Consider the following 17,501-nt stretch of genomic DNA (forward strand, 5'->3'; position numbering starts at 1 on the left):
CTTAAGCCATGCGGTCACCGCCGCCTTTCACGCTTATCTGCGAAGAACCTTTTTTTATGCGCGATTGCCCCACCCGCGGCGGTCGACGATCAGCTGCCGAAATGCTGGCGCAGAAGCTCGGCCGCAGGCTGCCCGTCCGCGGCCTTGACGCCCTTCAGCCAGCCGGCCACTTCGTCGAGATGGGCCGCGATCCACTGGTCGGCGACCTGTTGATGATCCTGTTTCTTGTAGCTCGATTGATACACCCACTGACTCTGGGTGGCTGAATCGACCTGAAACTGGCGGAAAAAGCGCGCCAGATTCGGATCACGCTTGACGAAACCGGCGCTCGCCAGCGTCAGCACCTGACTGTGGCCGCCGTTCGGCCCCCACAGGCTCTTCGGATCCTTGAGGATTGTCATATCCAGCGCGACGTTCATCCAGTGCGGCTGCCAGCCACAGAACACGATCGGCTTGTGCTGATCGATCGCGCGCTTGGCCTCGGCCAGCATGGCCGCCGTGCTGCTGTGCTTCATGTGCCAGTCGCCGAGACCGTACGTGTTGTTCTTGATCGCCTTTTCGACGATGTTGTTCGCGCCGCTGCCCGGCTCAATGCAGTGCACGGTGGCATCCACATCCTTGGCGTGTGCCGCGAGCTGGGTGTCGCTGGTCAGACCCTGCTTGACCATGTAATTCGGCACGGCGAAACCGGATGTCGCGCCGGTGAGATTCTCGCCCAGCTTCACGATCTTGTGCTGCTTCACATAGGGCATGAAGCTCGAAGCCTGCCCCGGAGACCAGGCGGACAGGTTCACGTCGACCTTGTCCTGCGACAGGCTGAGATAGATGATCGGAGCGCTCGCCTTGGTGTACTCGACCGGGTAGCCGAGCGGCTTCAGGATCGCCGCCACGACCTGGCTCTTGATCGTGGCACCCGGCCACGGCGGCATGCCGATATTGACCGTGTCGGCCGACGACGAGTCGGCGGCCAGCGCCAGCGACGAACACCCCAGAGCCGTGGTTGCGGCCAGCAACAGCGCCGCGAACCCACGACAGATCACTTGTTTTCTCATACTCGATTCCCCTTTTGTTATGTCATCAATACGCGCCGCCCTCGACCGATCGACCAGCGGAGTCGCGGCGCAAACCTATCTGCGGGACACGCTAACCATAGCCCAATGATGTGACGCGGATTGGCGCCACTCTGATCGGACCGAGTCCGAGCCAACCGTGTATGACGGCCTTCCCGGTGGCGACCCATTGCGTCGCGCCGGTGATCGGACAGGTCTGTCTCAACCGCTGGGCTCGATATCGTCGGGCCGAGCCCGCCCGCTCCTGGCCCAATCGAGGGCGTCCAGGAACAGGCTCATGCGTCCGCGACTGGCGTCCGCTCCAGCCCCTGGAATTCGACGAACGCCTGCATGCGCTCCCATAACCGATCGCCGTAGATATAGCCGCCGTCGCCAGCCGCATCAGGGGCCGCGATATGCGCATCGACTGCCGGTTCGAAGAAGAACGGGATCGAGTGCCGCGATCGGGTGCCGCCAACAATGCGGTGCTCCGTGGCCTGAATACGATCGCTCGACCAGTCGGCCAGCAGGCGCCCGAAATTCACCACCAGCGCATTATCGCGCGGCGGCACGTCCTCCCAGCCGCCGGCGGGCGTGCGGACCTGCAGCCCGCCGACCTGGTCCTGCCACAGCAGCGTGATGAAGCCGTTGTCACAATGAGGCACGCCGACCAGCCAGCGTCGGGCGTCGCCTTCACCGTCCACCGCGGGCATGGCCTCGAGTGTCTCGACCCGCCGCTCGGGATAATGAATCAGGCGCAGCGTGGAATTACCGTGGTCGAAGGGCCGCAGCAACGTCTCACGATCGACGCCGAGCCCTTCAGCCAGTGCGCCCGCGATGACTCGGCCCAGCGCTTCCATCGCGCGGTAATAAGCCGCGATATCGTCAGCCCAGCCCGGCAGCGCGGCTTCCGGCGGCCGCGGCGTCGGTTCGCGCAGCGGATCGCCGCTGGCGTTGTCCGCGCGCTCGGGATGCGCGATATCCGGGCCCAGGTCGATGCCCTCTTTCCAAGTCGGATCCTCGTCCTGCGGCGGGAAATAGCCGCGATAGACATTGCGGTTGGCGGCCACGAACTTGTGCCGTGCCAACTGCTGCTTGTGGTCCTCGTCGAGTTCGAAGAAGCGCAGCAGCCGGCCGTGGATATCGTCGGCGAGATCCAGCTGGCCCGGCGCGATGCCGATCGTCATGAAGCCGGAATCACAGGCGGCGTCGACGATCGCGGCGACCGTCTCGGCACGCCCGGCGGTATTGGCAAGCAACGGCGTCAGATCGATATGGGGGATCAGGGTCTGGCTCATGGTGTCGCGTCTCGGCTGGATGTCGGACCCGGCGATGGCCCGGGCTGCGATCATGGATTGAGGCGCGCTGGTCAGTCGCCCAGCAGACGCACATCAAAAGGATAGTCGGACAACAATTCGACCTGCCCATCGTCGCGGATATAGACCTGCTCTTCGAGCTTGGCGCCCTCACCGCCGTCTTCGTGACCGATATAACTTTCCACGCAGAGCGTCATGCCCGGCTCCATGACGCCGTCGTAGCCCTTGTCGTCGATATCCTCGCGATGAACGATATAGGGATACTCGCCAGTCATGCCGACGCCGTGGGCCAGCGCGAAATAACGCCGGGCCTTGTAGGCCGGCGGGATCTGCCAGGCTTGCTCGGCGTACTCCTTGAACGACACACCGGGCGCGATCTTCGCCATATTGGTCTGGATCTGATCGAAGGCCATGCGATACAGATCGCGCTGCGTCGCGGTGGCCGGCTGATCGCCGCAGAGGAAGGTGCGCGAGAAATCCGCGTAGTAGCCGTAGCGGCCGACCACATCGGTATCCAGTGCCACCAGTTCGCCGGCCTGCATGACCCGGTCCGAGCATTCCTGGAACCAGGGATTCGTTCTAGGTCCCGAATTCATAAGCCGGGTTTCCACATAATCCGCGTCGGTGGCGATAATGTGCTGGTGCAGGTTCGACCACACCTCGTTTTCGGTCGCCCCCGGCCGGATGGCCGCCTCCAGCTTGTGCACGCCGGTTTCGACCGCCCGTAGCGAGCTGCGGATCATCTTGATTTCGTTGGGCACCTTGATCGCCCGCGCTCGTTCCAGCGGCACCTGGGCATCGCAGATACGCCAGCCGCGCTCGGCCAGCGCAAAGGCCGCGTTCGAGGTCGCGCTTTCAATCGCCACAAAGTCGCCGTCGGTCCCGCCGCAGTCGCGTACCAGCCGGTCGATCTCGTCGGCCCAGGCGTGGGTGGTCTGCTTGAGATGGTCGTCGCAGAAGTAATAAGAGATCGCGGTCGCCGGGCGGATCTCGTCGATCGTGGGTAGATCCGCCGCCAGATGCTCGCAGCCGGAGAACTCGAACAGCACCACCGGCCCTTCCGCCGGCACGAAGGCATAGCGCGCCGGGTTACGCGCCGAATATACCTGCATATTGCGCGAGCCGGTGGCATAGCGCACATGAGTCGGGTCGAACAATACCGCGGCCACGATATTGCGAGCCTTGAGCTGGGCGCGTGTGGCGGCCAGGCGGTCGCACAGGATCTGCTCAATCTCGGCGGACGTGGGCTCGCATAACGCCGGATCGTGGGCCGGGGGCAGGATATCGTCGTACTGAAGGGCCGTGGTCGTCATAACATCTCGTCGGTTTTTGGGCCGTGGCGGGCCGGTTTATTGGCGCTGCAGGCAGTCTCCAGTCAGTCCAGCAGCCCGTCGGCGCGCTCGACGCGCTCGCGCTCGGCCTGGATATGCGCTTCCGAAACCCGCCCGTAGAGCTGACGGGTGCGCTCGAGCCGACCGACCACGCCCGGCTGCTGCGAATAGGCAAAGATGGCGGTGTGCCGCTCGCGCTCGCCACCGACCTCGGTCACGCGGTGCAGCGAATACCGGCCCTTGAACAGCTGCAGGTCGCCGGGCTCCAGGCGCAGCGTCTTGGACGTGGCCATATCCTCACCGCGGATCACCGCGCCCACGCGATCGTAGTTCTCGCCGGCCGCCGAGCGGATGTTCGGGCAGTATTCGAATTCGCCGCCGACCTCCGGCTTCTCGGTCATCATGGTGACGATGTATTCATTAGTGTCGTAGTGCCACGGCTGCGACGTGCCCGGCGGCAACACGTTCTGTACCAGGCCGGCGAAGGGGTCAGCGTATTCAAAGACTTCGTCTTCACCAATGCAGGCCGCGACCAGCCGCTTCATCGCCGGCGAGACATAAATCTGCTGAATGACCATGTCGGCTGGGATCATGTCGCGGGTCACGAAACCGCTGGTGCGATCCATGAATATGCGCCGCGGGTCGTCGTCCCCCAGACTCGGATCGTCGCGGGTGAACCAGGCGTTGACCCGGGCACTGGAAAAAAACGTCTTCCTCGCGAGCTCGCGGCCCTCGGCGCTGGCACGCTGCAATGCAGCGGGGCGCATGAAACCGCGCAACACGGCACAGCCATCCTCGGCCAGATCGTCCTGCACCCGACCGATGACGTCCTGCATCCGCGGACCGTTGAAATCCTCGAGCGGATAGCACTCGGTATCCACCAGATCGCTCAGATCCGTGCGCTCGGCATCGGCCAGCGCCAGGGCTGTCTCGCTCATCTCATCCTCTTTCGATCGCCTGCGTTGGAACATATCGGCCGAACCGCGATGGCCCGATGCGCCGACGTCCCTTATGCTGCGTTCGAGCGATCGATTTGATAAACGAGTTATTCCAATGGAATCCATCGGCATCACTCATGGATCAACGGCCGGTGGGCTGGATGGCGACCTGCTGGCCGCTTTTGTGGCGGTCGCCGAGACCGGCGGCTTCACCGCAGCGGCGCAATATCTGCACAAAACCCAGTCCACCATCAGCCTGCGCATTCGCACGCTGGAAACCCGGCTGAACGCGCGGCTACTGCACCGCACCAGCCGCCAGCTGTCGTTGACCGCCGACGGCCGGACGTTTCTGGTCTATGCCCGCCGCCTGTTGCAGCTCCAGCGCGAGGCCATGAGCGCCGTGGGACCGTCGGCCCAGCCGACGACGCTGCGCTTCGGCCTGCCCGAGGATTACGCCGAAACCTGGCTGCCCGAGATGCTGCGGGCCTTCGCCGCTTCGCATCCCTCGGTGCGCCCGCATATCCATTGCCGCATGTCGACCGAACTGGTCGAACAACTCGAGGCCGGCGCACTGGATCTGGTCCTCACGGTCCGCCACTCGGCGGCCAGCAACGCGCAGCGCGTAGCCACCGAGTCGCTGGTCTGGGCCGCACATCGCGATTTCGAACTGGCGCCCGACCAACCCGTGCCGCTGGCTGTCTTTCCGGAACAATGCATCTATCGCCGCCGCGCGCTGGAAGCGCTGACCGGCATCGATCGCGCTTGGCAGATCGATTACACGAGCCAGAGCCCCACCGGACTGCGTGTGGCCGTGGATCAGTGCCGGGCAATCACCATCACCGGCCGACGCACGCTGCCGGAAGCGTGGCGTGTTCTGGGCGAAGACACCGGCCTGCCACCGCTACCAGAGGCTGTGCTGGAAATTCATCGGTCGCCGAGTGTTCAACACCCGGCGTTCGATGCTTTCACGACGCTGGTCGAACAAACCCTCAACGAGGGCATAACAGGTTCAGCCCTGCCCGGCTGAATATCCGGAACGAGAAAAGCCGGACCGCGACCTCAATAGACATCGCGCAGGTATCGACGCTCGGCGGTCAGTCGCTCAACGTAGCGCGTAGCACCAGCCGCGTCGAAGCCGCCCTGCTCGGCCACGATTCGGTGCAGGGCATGGTCGACGTCGTTGGCCATGCGCGACGCATCGCCGCAGATATAGATCACCGCCCCCGCCTGCAGCCAGACCCAGAACTCGCGCGCCTGTTCGAGCATCCGCGTCTGGACGTACACCTTTTCTTCCTGATCGCGCGAAAACGCCAGCGTCAGCCGGCTGAGCAGCCCCTGCTTGCGCCAGGCCTCGAGTTCGCGGCGATAGATATGGTCCTTGGCCGACTCCGGATTGCCGAAGAACAGCCAGTTGCGGCCGGCGTCGCCGCGTGCCTCGCGTTCCTGCAGAAACGCCATGAATGGGGCAATGCCCGTGCCCGGGCCGATCATGATGGCCGGATGGTCGGGATCGGCATGGACCCGGAATTCTTCCGAACGCTGGATGTAGATTGGTACCTCGCCGTGCAGCGACAGCCGCTTGGCCAGAAACGTCGAGGCCACGCCCTTGTAGCCGCGGCCGTAGACCGCCGTTTTCACCACCGCGACCGTGGTATGGATTTCGGTCGGGTATCGCTTCGATGACGACGCGATCGAATACAGCCGCGGCTGCAGCGGACCGAGTGCGTCGACCAGTGCCTGCAGCGGCGGCCGCGCGCTCGGATAGACCCGCAGCAATTCGAGCAGCGTCTGGCCTTCGGCCGCGCCCTGGCCGGACAGCATCCGCAGGTCTTCAGCTTCGTCGGCATCACCGGCGTGCTCGGCCAGCAGCGCGATCGCTTCGTCGGACGGCTTGGTGACGTCCAGATCCTTGAGCAGCGCCTGGCGCAACCGTTTACTTTCGCCGGCAGCTGTCGTGACCATCTCGCCGCCCGACACCTCGAGATCAGCCAGGATCGCGTCCACTGTGCGCGGATCGTTCTCGGGATAGATGCCCATCGAATCCCCGGCTTCGTATTCGATCCCGGAATCGCCCAGATCGATCACCACGTGGCGGGTGTCCTTGGTCGATCCTTCGGCATTGAGCGGCGTGCTCGACTTGAGCCGGGCCATATAGGGATTATCGCGGCTGCCCAACGGGGCAGCCTTTTTCGGCTTCGCAGCCGGCTTCTCGGCTGGCTCTTCTGCAGCGGGCCCGGCGTTGGCGGCCTGGTGCGCGGCCCCCAATTCCTTGAGTGTGCGTTCGGTTTCCTTACCCCCTGGCACACAGCGATTGAGCGCTTCGCCCTCGAAGGCAATGGCCTCAGCGTAGGTCTTGCACAAATAGCCGCACTGGCCGCAGTCGAGCTGGGCCATGGCCGCCATCAACTGGCGCTCGTAAGGTTTGCCCTCAGCGAGCGCCATGCGTTCGTCCATCTCCAGCGCCGGATCGTGCCAGGGGAAACTCTCTTTCGCCTCGCCGCTGTCCTGGGCGGCACCGCCGAGCGACCCTTCCCAGCCCGCCAACGCCGACAGCAGGCCATTGAGCCATTCGCGCTGCCCCTCCTCGAACGGCGCGTCTTCGGGGATCAGATTGACTTGTGTGGGCATGGTTCAAACCTCGTTTTTGCGGACGCGATGGGTCTCGTTGAGTCCGCAAATAAACGCTAATACGCGCAAATGAGAACAGATAATTCTTCTTCACCATTTGCGACTTTTGCGTTCATTTGCGGACTTTTCTTCTTACGCCGCGTTCGTCTGATCTTCATCCCGCTTGGCCTCCGCCTCGTCGTGATCCTCCAGCGGCTCGGCTTCGGATTCCACGCTCGAGTCAAGCGCGGTCTTCGCACATTCCGGGGTGTCGGCATCGGTGGCCGGTCCCGCCGCGCTCGCCGCCTGAGCGTCGGCAGCCGCAGCCGAGCGTGCCGCCAGACGCTCGCGAAATGCGTCGAGGTCTTGCCGGCGGGCATAGCGCACGAAACGCTCGCCGTTCTTTCGTTCTTCCAGGTACAACCCGAGCACGTTCTCGATATAGGCCGGAATCTGCGACGCCGGCACGCTGGCAGCGAGTTCGCGGGCGATGCCCTGCTCGTCGTCGTAGCCACCGCCGATGAAGACGTGAAATCCATCGACCTGATCGGCGTCCTCGGGGTCTTCCGCGTCGGGGTCGTCGACCCGGGCGCCCAGCAGGCCGATGTCGCCGATGTAATGCTGGGCACATGAATTCGGGCAGCCGGTGACGTTGAGATTGATCGGCGTATCGAGTTCGATCTTTGCTTCCAGATGCTCAACCAGTTTCATCGCATTGCCCTTGGTTTCGGCATTGCCGAACTTGCAGCCGAAGCTGCCAGTGCAAGCCACCATGCCGGTCCGGGCCGGGCTGGCTTCGACATGCAGGCCGGTCGCTTCGATCGCTTTTATCGCCGGTTCGAGGTCGGCCTCGGCGATGTAGCCGAGCACGAAGTTCTGCCAGACCGTCGTGCGGATCTTGCCGTCGCCATAGCGATCGGCGATATCGGCGATCTGCTGCATCTGCTTCACGCTCAGCCGACCTACCGGGCAGATCACCCCGATGTAGTGATAGCCGGCCTGCGCCTGATCGTGCACACCCATGTGCCCGTCTCGTACCGCCGGCCCGCGGGCCTCGCAGCGTTTGAGATCGAACCAGCGCAGCGTGAACGGCAGCTCTTTCTGTACCTCACGCATGAACTTGTCGAAGCCCCAGCGATCGAGCACGTATTTCAGCCGCGCCTTGTCGCGATCGGTGCGATCGCCGTTCATCAGGAAAACCTTGAGCACGGCATGCGCCACCGGCACGCATTCCTCGGGCTTGAGCATGACGCCCGTATCACGGGCGAAATCCTGGTGTCCCGTAATACCACCCAGGCCCATCCGGAAGTACGGCCTGCGCGGGAGTGGGCCACCCGCCTTGGGTAGCACAGCCGAAAAGCCGATATCGTTTGTGCCTTCCAGGGCGCTGATACGGCCGCCACCATCGAAGGCGATATTGAATTTGCGCGGCAGGCCGTACAGTTCGCGGTGGTTGATGATGTGGTGATGCATCTGCCGCGCCAGCGGGGTGACGTCGATGATCTCCTGCGGGTCGATGCCGGCCAGAGGCGAACCGGTGATGTTACGAATATTGTCGCCGCCGGCGCCGTTGTTGAGGATGCCGAGATCGGCCAGGCCCATCTTCACGTTAACGGGATCGGCCGCGCCGATTTCCCGGATCTGCAGATTGGCGCGGGTCGTGACGTGGGTATAGCCACCGCCGTAAGTTGCGGCCAGACCCGCCACGCCACGGAACTGGTGGCTCGAGAATATGCCGCCCGGCATGCGTAACCGGCACATGTAACTGTCCTGATTGGGCGCGACATAAAACAGGCCGTTCCCTTTCATCAGGAATACGTCGTCGCCCTTGGGATACTCGCCGCGGGCCGCGAGGTCACCCATATGCGACCACATATCCAGTGGGTTCAGATCAGCCTTGGCCTGCTCCTGGCTGGTCAGTTCGCCCCCGGCAGCCTGGGCCCGGATACGGGCCTGGGCGTGCCAGTCGTCCGGGCGCAGGTGCTTGGCTCCGGTCAGCCCGGTCATCCCCGGCACGCCGCGGGCGATATGCAGCCCGGCCGTCACGCCTTTGAGATAGCGCTGCTGTTCGTCGTTGAAGCTGTTATCGGTCATTTTGTACTCCGATCTCTTCGATCATGAGTCTTGGTTGATCCGCAGATTTCGCAGATGACGCAGATTTGAAGACAGCAAGTTTCAGATTGCGCCTCAGTACCGCGAAGCGCTCGCCTCAGGGCACAGCAGTGTTTGGGCCGGAAATGGCAAAGAATCGCGCCACGCATAAACAAGCCATAAAACCACTGCGCTCCATCTGTACAATCTGCGAAATCTGCGGATGAAAATGTCTTAGTCCTTGCTCGCTTCGGCCAGGATCTCGGCGATCTCCGGCTTGCATGAACCGCAATTGGTGCCGGCCTCGACCGCCCGCCCGACGGCCTCGACGCTGTCCAGTCCTTCGGCCTCGATGGCGCGACGGATCGTCTTGCGGCCGACGCCGAAACAGGAACAGACCAGCGGGCCGGTATCCGCACTGGCATCCGCCGGCCGACCGGCGAGCACGGCCATGCGTTCGGCCTCTTGCATCGGCTCGCCCGTGAACAGGCCGGCCAGCCAGCTGCGATCGGGCAGCCGCTCGGGCGTGGGTGCGATGAAAACCGCGGCTTCCAACGTGCCGCCGTCGATATGGGCCGCCCGATACAAGCCGCTCGCCGGGTCGCTCGCGTCCAGCCAGTCGACGTCGCGGCCCTCAACGCTGAGCCAGCGTCCGACTCGGTCCGTCCAGTCGCCCGGCCTATCGATGCCGGCGATTTCATAGCGGTTGAAACGCGCGCCCGGTACTCGCGTCCAGTGATCGATGCCGGGCTGTGCTTGCATGCGCAGCGGCCGCGCGGCGTAGACGAAGCCATACCAGACCGCCTCATACGGCGCGATCGACGCCGGCGTGTGCTTGAATTCCGGTTCGCCGGCAATCGGACAGACGGCGGGATTCGCCGCAGCGCCCACGCGGGCTGCGGAGGCAAACTGTCGATTCCAGTGGATGGGCGCAAACAGGCTGCCCTGGCGCTGTCGGTCGGTCACCACCGCGCGCATCGTGACCTGGCCCCAGTCGGTGGTGACGGTGGCCAGTCGCCCGTCGACAATCGCGTGGGTCTGGGCGTCCTCGGGATGAATCTCCACGAACGGCTCGGCGATGTGAGCGGCCAGCCGCTCGGACTTGGCGGTCCGTGTCATCGTATGCCAGTGATCGCGCACCCGGCCGGTGTTGAGCGCCAGCGGCCGCGACGTGCTCGGCCGATTCGCCGGGCCGCGCGGCGCTACGGGCACCAAATGGGCACGCCCGTCGGCATGCGGATATGCGTCGTCGGTGAACAGCCGATCCGCGTCCGCCCTTGCCGGCATGGCGCCGGCCGCCCGCATCGCCTCGGGCGACGACAACGGCCAGCGGATGGGCGACAGCGTCTCGTATTCGGCGTCGGTGATGCTGGCCAGCGCGCCGAGATCGAGCACGCGCTCGCCGTTGTTTTCAAATGCCGTCAGGGCCGCGTGTTCACGAAAGATATCGGCCGCCGATTCATAGGCGAAATCGTCGCCGAAGCCCATGCGTCGGGCGACCTCGCTAATGATCCGCCAGTCGGCGCGGGCCTCGCCCGGCAGCGGCAGAAAAGCGCGCTGGCGCGAGATCATGCGTTCGGAATTGGTCACCGTGCCGGATTTCTCGGCCCAGGCCGCGGCCGGCAACAGTACGTCGGCACAATCGACGGTGTCGGTATGACGCATCACGTCCGACACCACCACCAGCGGGCAGGCGGCCAGCGCCCGCCGGGCGCGATCCGCATCCGGCAGGCTCACGACCGGATTGGTCGCCATGATCCAGATCGCCTTGATGCGCCCGGCCTCGATCGCCTCGAACAGCTCGACCGCCTTCAATCCCGGTTTGCGCGCAATGGTCGGCGAACCCCAGAAGCGCTGCACGGTATCGGCTCGATCGAAGCCCATGTGCGCGGCCAGCGTGCTGGCCAGCCCGCCGACCTCACGCCCGCCCATGGCGTTCGGCTGCCCGGTGATCGAGAACGGGCAGGCGCCGGGCTTGCCGATGCGATCGGTCAGCAGATGGCAGTTGATGATGGCGTTGACCTTGTCGGTACCGGCCGATGACTGATTCACGCCCTGCGAGAACACGGTCACCGCGCGCTCGGTGGCCGCGAACCAAGTGAAGAACTTGGCCAGATCGTCGATGTCGACACCGACGGCTTGTGCGACCGAGGCCGCATCGCCCATCCTCTGGGCTGCCTCGATCGCCGCATCGGCCCCGGGCAGCTCGGAGGTGATGCCCTGCCCGGCAAGATACGCCAGCAAGCCATTGAACAACGCGACATCGCTGCCAGGCGCGATCGGCAGATGCAGATCGGCGCTGTCGGCCGTCGCGGTACGCCGTGGATCGATCACCACCAGCGTCTTTTTCGGGTCGGGCTCGCGGGCTGCCATCAGACGCTGATAGACCACCGGATGACACCACGCCAGATTGGAGCCCACCAGCACCACCAGATCGGCGATCTCCAGATCGTCGTAACAGCCGGGCACGGCGTCCTCGCCGAACGCCCGCTTGTGGCCGGCCACGGCCGAGGACATGCACAGCCGCGAATTGGTATCGATGTTCGCCGAGCCGATGTAGCCCTTCATCAACTTGTTGGCGACGTAGTAATCCTCGGTGAGCAACTGGCCGGAGACATAGAAGGCGACCGCATCCGGGCCGTGCTCGGCAATGATCTCGGCAAAACCACCGGCGACCCGGTCGAGCGCACTGTTCCAGTCGGCGCGATGGCCGTCGACGCGCGGATGCAGCAGGCGATCGGCCAGCCCGACCGTATCGGCCAAGGCCGTGCCCTTCGAACACAGACGGCCACGATTGGACGGATGGCCTTCGTCGCCGGTAACGGCCACCGTGCCGGCATCGTCCACCGAAGCCGCCACGCCGCAGCCGACGCCGCAATACGGGCACGTGGTACGCGTGGTCTGCCCTGTCATCACGCCGCCTCTCGATTCGGTTCGACATGGTCGTCGGTGTCGACGAAAGCCCGGCCGAAGATCAACGCATCGCGAAACCACGACACATCCGTGCCGGCCCGCATATGCTTGAAATACCAGGACCCATCGGCCGTGTCGCCGTACAGCACGACGCCGGCGATACAACCGTCTCGCAGTACAATGCGCTTGTAGACACCACGGCGTATGTCGGAAAAAGTCAGCGTTTCGGTGTGCTCGTCCTCGGCGAAATCGCCGGCCGAGTACATATCGATACCGGTGACCTTGAGCTGGGTCGCGGTGACCGAGCCGCCGTACTGACTGTGCCCGCGCCAGGCCAGATGATTGGCGCAGACCCGCGCCTGATCCCACAGCGGCGCCACCAGCCCGTACACTGCCTTGCGATGCTCGACGCACTCACCGACCGCATAAATGCGCGGGTCGAAAGTCTGCATGGTGTCGTTGACCACAATGCCCTTGTCGCAATGCAGCCCGGCCGATCGGGCCAGCTCGATGTTCGGCCGGATGCCCACGGCCATCACCACCAGATCGACATCCAGCGTCGACGCGTCATCGTCCTTGAAACGCAGCCCGGCCACGCGTCCCGCCCCGTCGGAGACGATCGCCGCGGTTTCCGCGCCCATACGGAACGACAGGCCGCGCTGGGCCAGCGAATGCTGCAACAACGCAGCCGCGGTGGCATCGAGCTGGCGCTCCATCAATTGCGACTGGAGATGCACGACGGTCACCTCCATGCCGCGCCGATGCAGCCCGTACGCCGCTTCCAGACCCAGCAGCCCGCCGCCGATCACGGCCGCTCGGCCGCCGCGGGCACTCGCCTCGACCATGCGCTCGACATCGCCGATGGCACGGAAACTGATCACACCGTCCAGATCGTGTCCCGGCACCGGAATTACGAACGCCGTGGAGCCGGTGGCAAGCACGAGCCGGTCGTAGGGCACTTCCCGGCCGCTGTCCGAGATGACCATGCGCCGACGACGGTCTATGTCGACCACCGATTCGCCGGTATACAAGGCGATACCGTGCTGGGCATACCAGGCGCGATCGCGACTCTGGATCTCATCGAACGTCTTGTCGCCGGCCAGCACCGGCGACAGCATGATCCGGTTGTAGCTGGCCTGGGGTTCGGCGCCGAACACGGTGACGTTGTAGCGCTCCGGCGCGAGTTCGAGCAGATCCTCGATCACCCGCAGTCCGGCCATACCGTTACCGATGACCACCAGATCCAGCCGCGGTTGCACCGCGTCGGTCCGATCGGCGTGTCGACGAAGCGTGTGGTAGGCGGGCATGGCTACTTGCCGGGAAACCCGCCGAGGCCGGCAAAGGCCATGTACAGCGAATAGCCGCACACACAAAGGGCAATGCCCATCTCAGCGAACAATACGCCGACGCCGTACTTGTACCAGCCGTCGCGTTCGGTCTTCTCGATTGCTTGTTGTGCCATGACTTACTCCTTGCGTTATTCCGGATCGTGGCTGCCCGTTTCCTGGTTTATCCGCAGATTTCGCAGATGAAACAGATGGGCGGTCAGCCAGGAGTCATTGTTGTCGCCGGGCGCCCACAGCCCCCCGCGCTCCGTGTCTTTGAGCTCAGCCGGAAAGCCGATGGCGCCCGCAGGCAAACCAACAGCCCGGCCGCCCAACCGCCCTCTGCGTCATCTGTGTGGATCTGCGGATCCATGCCTTTCCATACCTTCACTCCGAAACCGGCTTGAACTCGCCGATGCCGTGCTCGGCCGGGCTGCGCTCGTAGCGCGCGGCCCAGAAGAAAAACAGCACGAAGGGAATGAACAGGAATATGGCGGTATAGGCATAGCCCATATGGATGTTGGCCCCGCCGGAGAAGATGAGCGGATAGACGATGCCACCGGCGCAGGACACGCCGCCGATGAAGCCGGCCGCCACGCCGGGGCGTTCCGGGAACAGCAGCGGCACGAGCGCGAATGTGCCGCCGGTACCGAAGCTGATGAACAGCCCCAGAGCGACAAGCGCGACGATCGAGCCCGGCAGGAAACCGGCGAGGCCGGCGAGCGTGAGCGCGAGCATCGCGACCACGATCAGGATCAGCGCAATACCGAGCCAGTGCAGACGCGGCGCATAGGGCAGGGTCTTGGCCACGATCGGCAGCGGCGTCCAGTTCTTGCGCTGGAAAGTATCGGACATGAAGCCCGAGAACGGCCGGAACAGCGAGGCCATGAACGACTGCACCGCGGCGAACGTGCCGGCCGCGACCTGAACGCCCGCGACCGAGGTAAAGCCGAGCGCGGCGATCTGGGCATGGAAGCCCTTGTCGAAATAGCCCGGCAGCCAGGAGTTCATCGCGATCTCCAGGCCGAACGACATGGCATAAGCCAGCATCAGCGCAATGGCGATATACCGGCTCCAGACGAACACGGCCCCGCGCCAGTCGCCGGCCTCTTTCGCCGTACCGGCGCTGGTGGCCGCGTCGCGGGCGGCTTCGCCGCGTATCAGATACCAGGCCGCAAGCCCGAGCGCGACCACGCCGAGCAGAATGAACGCGGTCTGGTAGTCGACGCCAAAGATCCGCGGCAGTAGCAGCGCACCCACGCCGGCCCCCACATTGCCAGTACCGGCATACAGGCCTTCGGCGGTGCCGATCTCGTCGGCATCGAACCACTGGGCTACGTGCTGGATGCCCACCACGAACGAGATGCCGGCGATAGCCACGATCACGCGCTCGATGAACAGCTCCGTGTAATCGGTGGTGAAGCCCGAGGCGATCGAAACCGCGCCGCAGACCGCGAGAATCACGGCGAAGGTCCGCGGGGCCCCGAAGCGATCGGCAGCCCAGCCGGCGATGATGCGCCCGATCGGTGCCATCCACAGCGCCGAGCTGGCGAGCAGTCCGAGCGCGGCGATCGACAAGCCGTAATGGTCCGCGATGCTTGGCGAGAACGCCGCCGTCGAGAACCACATCAGGAAACACCAGAAAAAGCCGACCGTGGCGATGATCAGCTGTTCGACCTTGTGTGTTGTCACTGCAAACCTCCTTCCAGAATATGCGCGCGCGATGGCCCGGCGCCGTGTACCCTCGGGGCGGCGACCATCGGGTCGAACGTCCCGCCGTCAAAGAATCGATCCGGGCCGAGGGTGATATCAGCGCCGAGCGTGACGTCCGACCAGGCCTGGCCATGTCGGCCTTCGGTCTTGTAGTCAACAACCGGAGCGGGACGCTCGAGCTCGGCGCAAACCTCGCGATAGAGCTCGGGGCGATAGACCGCCGCGGCGACCGCGTGGACGTCCGTGGCCGGATGCAGCTGACCCCAGCGCTGCATCTGACGCAGAAACCAGACCGCGTGCGAGCGCCATGGAAAATTGCTCTGGTGGCGGGCAAAAACGAGATGATCGGGATGCCACTCGATCGCGGCCTCTCGCTGGCGTCGAATATGCCCGGCGTAGACCGCTGCCAGCTGCGCGGCATCGCAATCGACAAACCCCGCGCCGGCCACGTGCGGCGCGATGCGTTCGCGATGCTTGGGCTCATCGAGCCAGATACAGGCTTCGAGCAGCGCGCACAGCACGGCGCGATGCGTATTGGGATAGACTTCCGCCCAGTCGCGGGCCACGCCGAATACTTTCTCCGGCGCGTTATTCCAGAGTTCGTGGCCGGTAATCGCCACATGGCCGATGCCCTCGGCGACCGCGGCCTCGCTCCAGGGCGCGCCCACGCAGTAGCCGGCGATACGGCCCGCACGCAGATTGGCCAGCATGCGCGCCGGCGGCACCACGATCAGACGGACATCGCGATCGGGATCCAAGCCGCCCGAGGCGAGCCAGTAACGCAACTGATAGTGATGCGACGACACGGGATGAACCATGGCGAACGTCATCGGCGCGAGGCCGGCGTCACGATCGGCCGCCACGACCCGGGCCAGCGTCTCGGCGCTGGCCGGCGCGCTCCCGGGCCGGCCAACATCGAGCTCGGCCATGCGCTGCGACAGCCCCGCATCGAGCGTGATCGAGTTGCCGTTCGCGCCCAGCGCAAGCCCGGTAAGCATCGGCACCGGCGCTGTGCCGTGACCGAGCGTGGCCGCCAGCGGCAGGCCCGCCAGCATCTGCGCCCCGTCCAGCCGGCCGATCGCCACGTTATCGCGAATGGCGGCCCAGGACGCCTGGCGTTGGAGCCGGACATCCAGCCCCTGCTTGGCAAACAGTCCGAGCTCGACCGCCGCCACCAGCGGCGCGCAGTCGGCCAGCGCGACGAAGCCGAGGGTCAGCCGGGTCTTTTCCAGCGCGCGAGCGCTCGTTATATGCCGCATCCGTTATCGATCCTGTCGGGCTCCGGACACAAAAAAAGCCCGACAGCACTCGCGCGGTGGTTGCGCGGTGCCGCCGGACTTCGGTGTCCCTGAGCGAATTGTCGTTCAGCCCCGGCTCGATGTTTCGATGGCCCCCGTTGACCGCATCGAACCGTGACGGAGATTAACCAGCAGAAACCGTGCCAAATGGCTTTCCAATCGATTTTTCAAGCGCAATCAGAGGATTGGCTAATCGTTCGAATATCACCGCAGCCACCAGGACGAGCGTCATGCACTCCGGCTGTGCATCGGCACGGCTGCGACCTCGGGCAGCCTCGTCCTGGTGCAATACCTCAATCGACGGCCCGCTGCATGATCTGGCGCGCAATCTCGACCATAGGCTGGGCTTGATCCATGGACACCCGCCGCATCGCGCGATAGGCGTCCTGCTCGCTCAGCGATTCGTGCTCCATCAACAGGCATTTGGCGCGATGAATGACCTGGCGATCGGCCAGCGTCTCGCGGGCGGCGGTGAGTTCGGCGCGCAGGTTCTGCACCTGCTGGAACTGGCGCACGGCCACATCCACCAGCGAGCGCACCAGCGCCGGCGACAGCCCTTCCATGACATAGGCCGCAATCCCGGCATCCGATGCCTCGGCCATCAGTCGCCGGTCGTCCTGCGAGGACAGCATGAGCAAGGGCTTGGGATAAGAGCGACCCAGCGTCGCGACGTCGTCGAGCACGTCGCGCGAGGGCGAATCGGCGCCGACGATGATGGCATCCGGCGCCAGACGCTCGACGGCGGCATACAGATCGTCCTGGTCGCTGACGACGGCGGCCACGTCGAACCCTGCGTCCTCGATGACGGCGCGCAGGGTCGACAGGCGGGCGGAATGGCGATCGACGAGAAGCACACGCATACGGGCATGCCGGCTGAAGACATCGACTCCAACCTTGCAATGCACGTGCCGTATCGGCGC

The 17,501-nt window shown here is 64.7% G+C and carries 12 protein-coding genes and 1 pseudogene; 1 reads left to right on the top strand and 12 read right to left on the bottom strand.

From position 1 onward, the window contains the following. Positions 1-89 precede the first annotated feature (89 nt). From C41B8_RS04215 to C41B8_RS04230, 4 genes are all read right to left on the bottom strand, one after another. Positions 90-1,052, bottom strand: a complete 963-nt coding sequence (locus tag C41B8_RS04215; protein WP_037334604.1) for a glycine betaine ABC transporter substrate-binding protein — start codon at positions 1,050-1,052, stop codon at positions 90-92. Positions 1,053-1,345: 293 nt separating this feature from the next. Beyond that, complete coding sequence (locus C41B8_RS04220; protein WP_051883098.1) at positions 1,346-2,347, bottom strand: isopenicillin N synthase family dioxygenase; 1,002 nt, start codon at positions 2,345-2,347, stop codon at positions 1,346-1,348. Positions 2,348-2,418: 71 nt separating this feature from the next. Next, positions 2,419-3,678, bottom strand: coding sequence for a M24 family metallopeptidase (locus C41B8_RS04225; RefSeq protein ID WP_051883038.1), 1,260 nt, complete (start codon positions 3,676-3,678; stop codon positions 2,419-2,421). 62 nt (positions 3,679-3,740) lie between these two features. Continuing rightward, positions 3,741-4,634 carry a HalD/BesD family halogenase gene (locus C41B8_RS04230; RefSeq protein ID WP_037334606.1) on the bottom strand — a complete coding sequence of 298 codons (894 nt, stop codon included), beginning with the start codon at positions 4,632-4,634 and terminating at the stop codon, positions 3,741-3,743. 115 nt (positions 4,635-4,749) lie between these two features. Here C41B8_RS04230 and C41B8_RS04235 point away from each other — a divergent pair, with 115 nt between their 5' ends. Then, entirely contained in the window at positions 4,750-5,661 is a 912-nt protein-coding gene (locus tag C41B8_RS04235; RefSeq protein WP_037334608.1) for a LysR family transcriptional regulator, read from the top strand. Between the two features lie 32 nt (positions 5,662-5,693). Here C41B8_RS04235 and C41B8_RS04240 read toward each other — a convergent pair whose 3' ends face one another. From C41B8_RS04240 to C41B8_RS04275, 8 genes and pseudogenes are all read right to left on the bottom strand, one after another. Then, on the bottom strand, positions 5,694-7,262 hold the full coding sequence (locus C41B8_RS04240; RefSeq protein ID WP_037334610.1) for a sulfite reductase subunit alpha: 1,569 nt from the start codon (positions 7,260-7,262) through the stop codon (positions 5,694-5,696). A 132-nt stretch (positions 7,263-7,394) separates the two neighbouring features. Continuing rightward, on the bottom strand, positions 7,395-9,335 hold the full coding sequence (locus C41B8_RS04245) for a NirA family protein (RefSeq protein WP_037334612.1): 1,941 nt from the start codon (positions 9,333-9,335) through the stop codon (positions 7,395-7,397). A 231-nt stretch (positions 9,336-9,566) separates the two neighbouring features. Continuing rightward, complete coding sequence (locus C41B8_RS04250) at positions 9,567-12,245, bottom strand: nitrate reductase (protein WP_037334614.1); 2,679 nt, start codon at positions 12,243-12,245, stop codon at positions 9,567-9,569. A 2-nt stretch (positions 12,246-12,247) separates the two neighbouring features. Further along, positions 12,248-13,552, bottom strand: a pseudogene (locus C41B8_RS04255) (NAD(P)/FAD-dependent oxidoreductase); the annotation flags it as partial. Between the two features lie 2 nt (positions 13,553-13,554). Next, positions 13,555-13,707, bottom strand: coding sequence for a hypothetical protein (locus C41B8_RS20620; protein WP_198025045.1), 153 nt, complete (start codon positions 13,705-13,707; stop codon positions 13,555-13,557). A 250-nt stretch (positions 13,708-13,957) separates the two neighbouring features. Then, entirely contained in the window at positions 13,958-15,262 is a 1,305-nt protein-coding gene (locus tag C41B8_RS04265) for an MFS transporter (RefSeq protein WP_051883041.1), read from the bottom strand. Then, complete coding sequence (locus tag C41B8_RS04270) at positions 15,259-16,542, bottom strand: CmpA/NrtA family ABC transporter substrate-binding protein (protein ID WP_084188482.1); 1,284 nt, start codon at positions 16,540-16,542, stop codon at positions 15,259-15,261. Before C41B8_RS04270 ends, C41B8_RS04265 begins: the two co-directional genes overlap by 4 nt. 332 nt (positions 16,543-16,874) lie before the next feature. Continuing rightward, positions 16,875-17,441: an ANTAR domain-containing response regulator gene (locus C41B8_RS04275; RefSeq protein WP_037334618.1), complete on the bottom strand. Its 567-nt coding sequence runs from the start codon at positions 17,439-17,441 to the stop codon at positions 16,875-16,877. Positions 17,442-17,501: the final 60 nt, after the last annotated feature.

The organism is Salinisphaera hydrothermalis C41B8, assembly GCF_000732535.1.
GTDB classification, from domain to species: Bacteria; Pseudomonadota; Gammaproteobacteria; order Nevskiales; family Salinisphaeraceae; genus Salinisphaera; species Salinisphaera hydrothermalis.

What these genes read in the sequence shown, in the direction of transcription:
- C41B8_RS04250 (WP_037334614.1), bottom strand. Translation starts at nt 12,245, where the DNA reads ATGACAGGGCAGACCACGCGTACCACGTGCCCGTATTGCGGCGTCGGC.
- C41B8_RS20620 (WP_198025045.1), bottom strand. Translation starts at nt 13,707, where the DNA reads ATGGCACAACAAGCAATCGAGAAGACCGAACGCGACGGCTGGTACAAG.
- C41B8_RS04240 (WP_037334610.1), bottom strand. Translation starts at nt 7,262, where the DNA reads ATGCCCACACAAGTCAATCTGATCCCCGAAGACGCGCCGTTCGAGGAG.
- C41B8_RS04245 (WP_037334612.1), bottom strand. Translation starts at nt 9,335, where the DNA reads ATGACCGATAACAGCTTCAACGACGAACAGCAGCGCTATCTCAAAGGC.
- C41B8_RS04230 (WP_037334606.1), bottom strand. Translation starts at nt 4,634, where the DNA reads ATGAGCGAGACAGCCCTGGCGCTGGCCGATGCCGAGCGCACGGATCTG.
- C41B8_RS04215 (WP_037334604.1), bottom strand. Translation starts at nt 1,052, where the DNA reads ATGAGAAAACAAGTGATCTGTCGTGGGTTCGCGGCGCTGTTGCTGGCC.
- C41B8_RS04225 (WP_051883038.1), bottom strand. Translation starts at nt 3,678, where the DNA reads ATGACGACCACGGCCCTTCAGTACGACGATATCCTGCCCCCGGCCCAC.
- C41B8_RS04275 (WP_037334618.1), bottom strand. Translation starts at nt 17,441, where the DNA reads ATGCGTGTGCTTCTCGTCGATCGCCATTCCGCCCGCCTGTCGACCCTG.
- C41B8_RS04220 (WP_051883098.1), bottom strand. Translation starts at nt 2,347, where the DNA reads ATGAGCCAGACCCTGATCCCCCATATCGATCTGACGCCGTTGCTTGCC.
- C41B8_RS04235 (WP_037334608.1), top strand. Translation starts at nt 4,750, where the DNA reads ATGGAATCCATCGGCATCACTCATGGATCAACGGCCGGTGGGCTGGAT.
- C41B8_RS04270 (WP_084188482.1), bottom strand. Translation starts at nt 16,542, where the DNA reads ATGCGGCATATAACGAGCGCTCGCGCGCTGGAAAAGACCCGGCTGACC.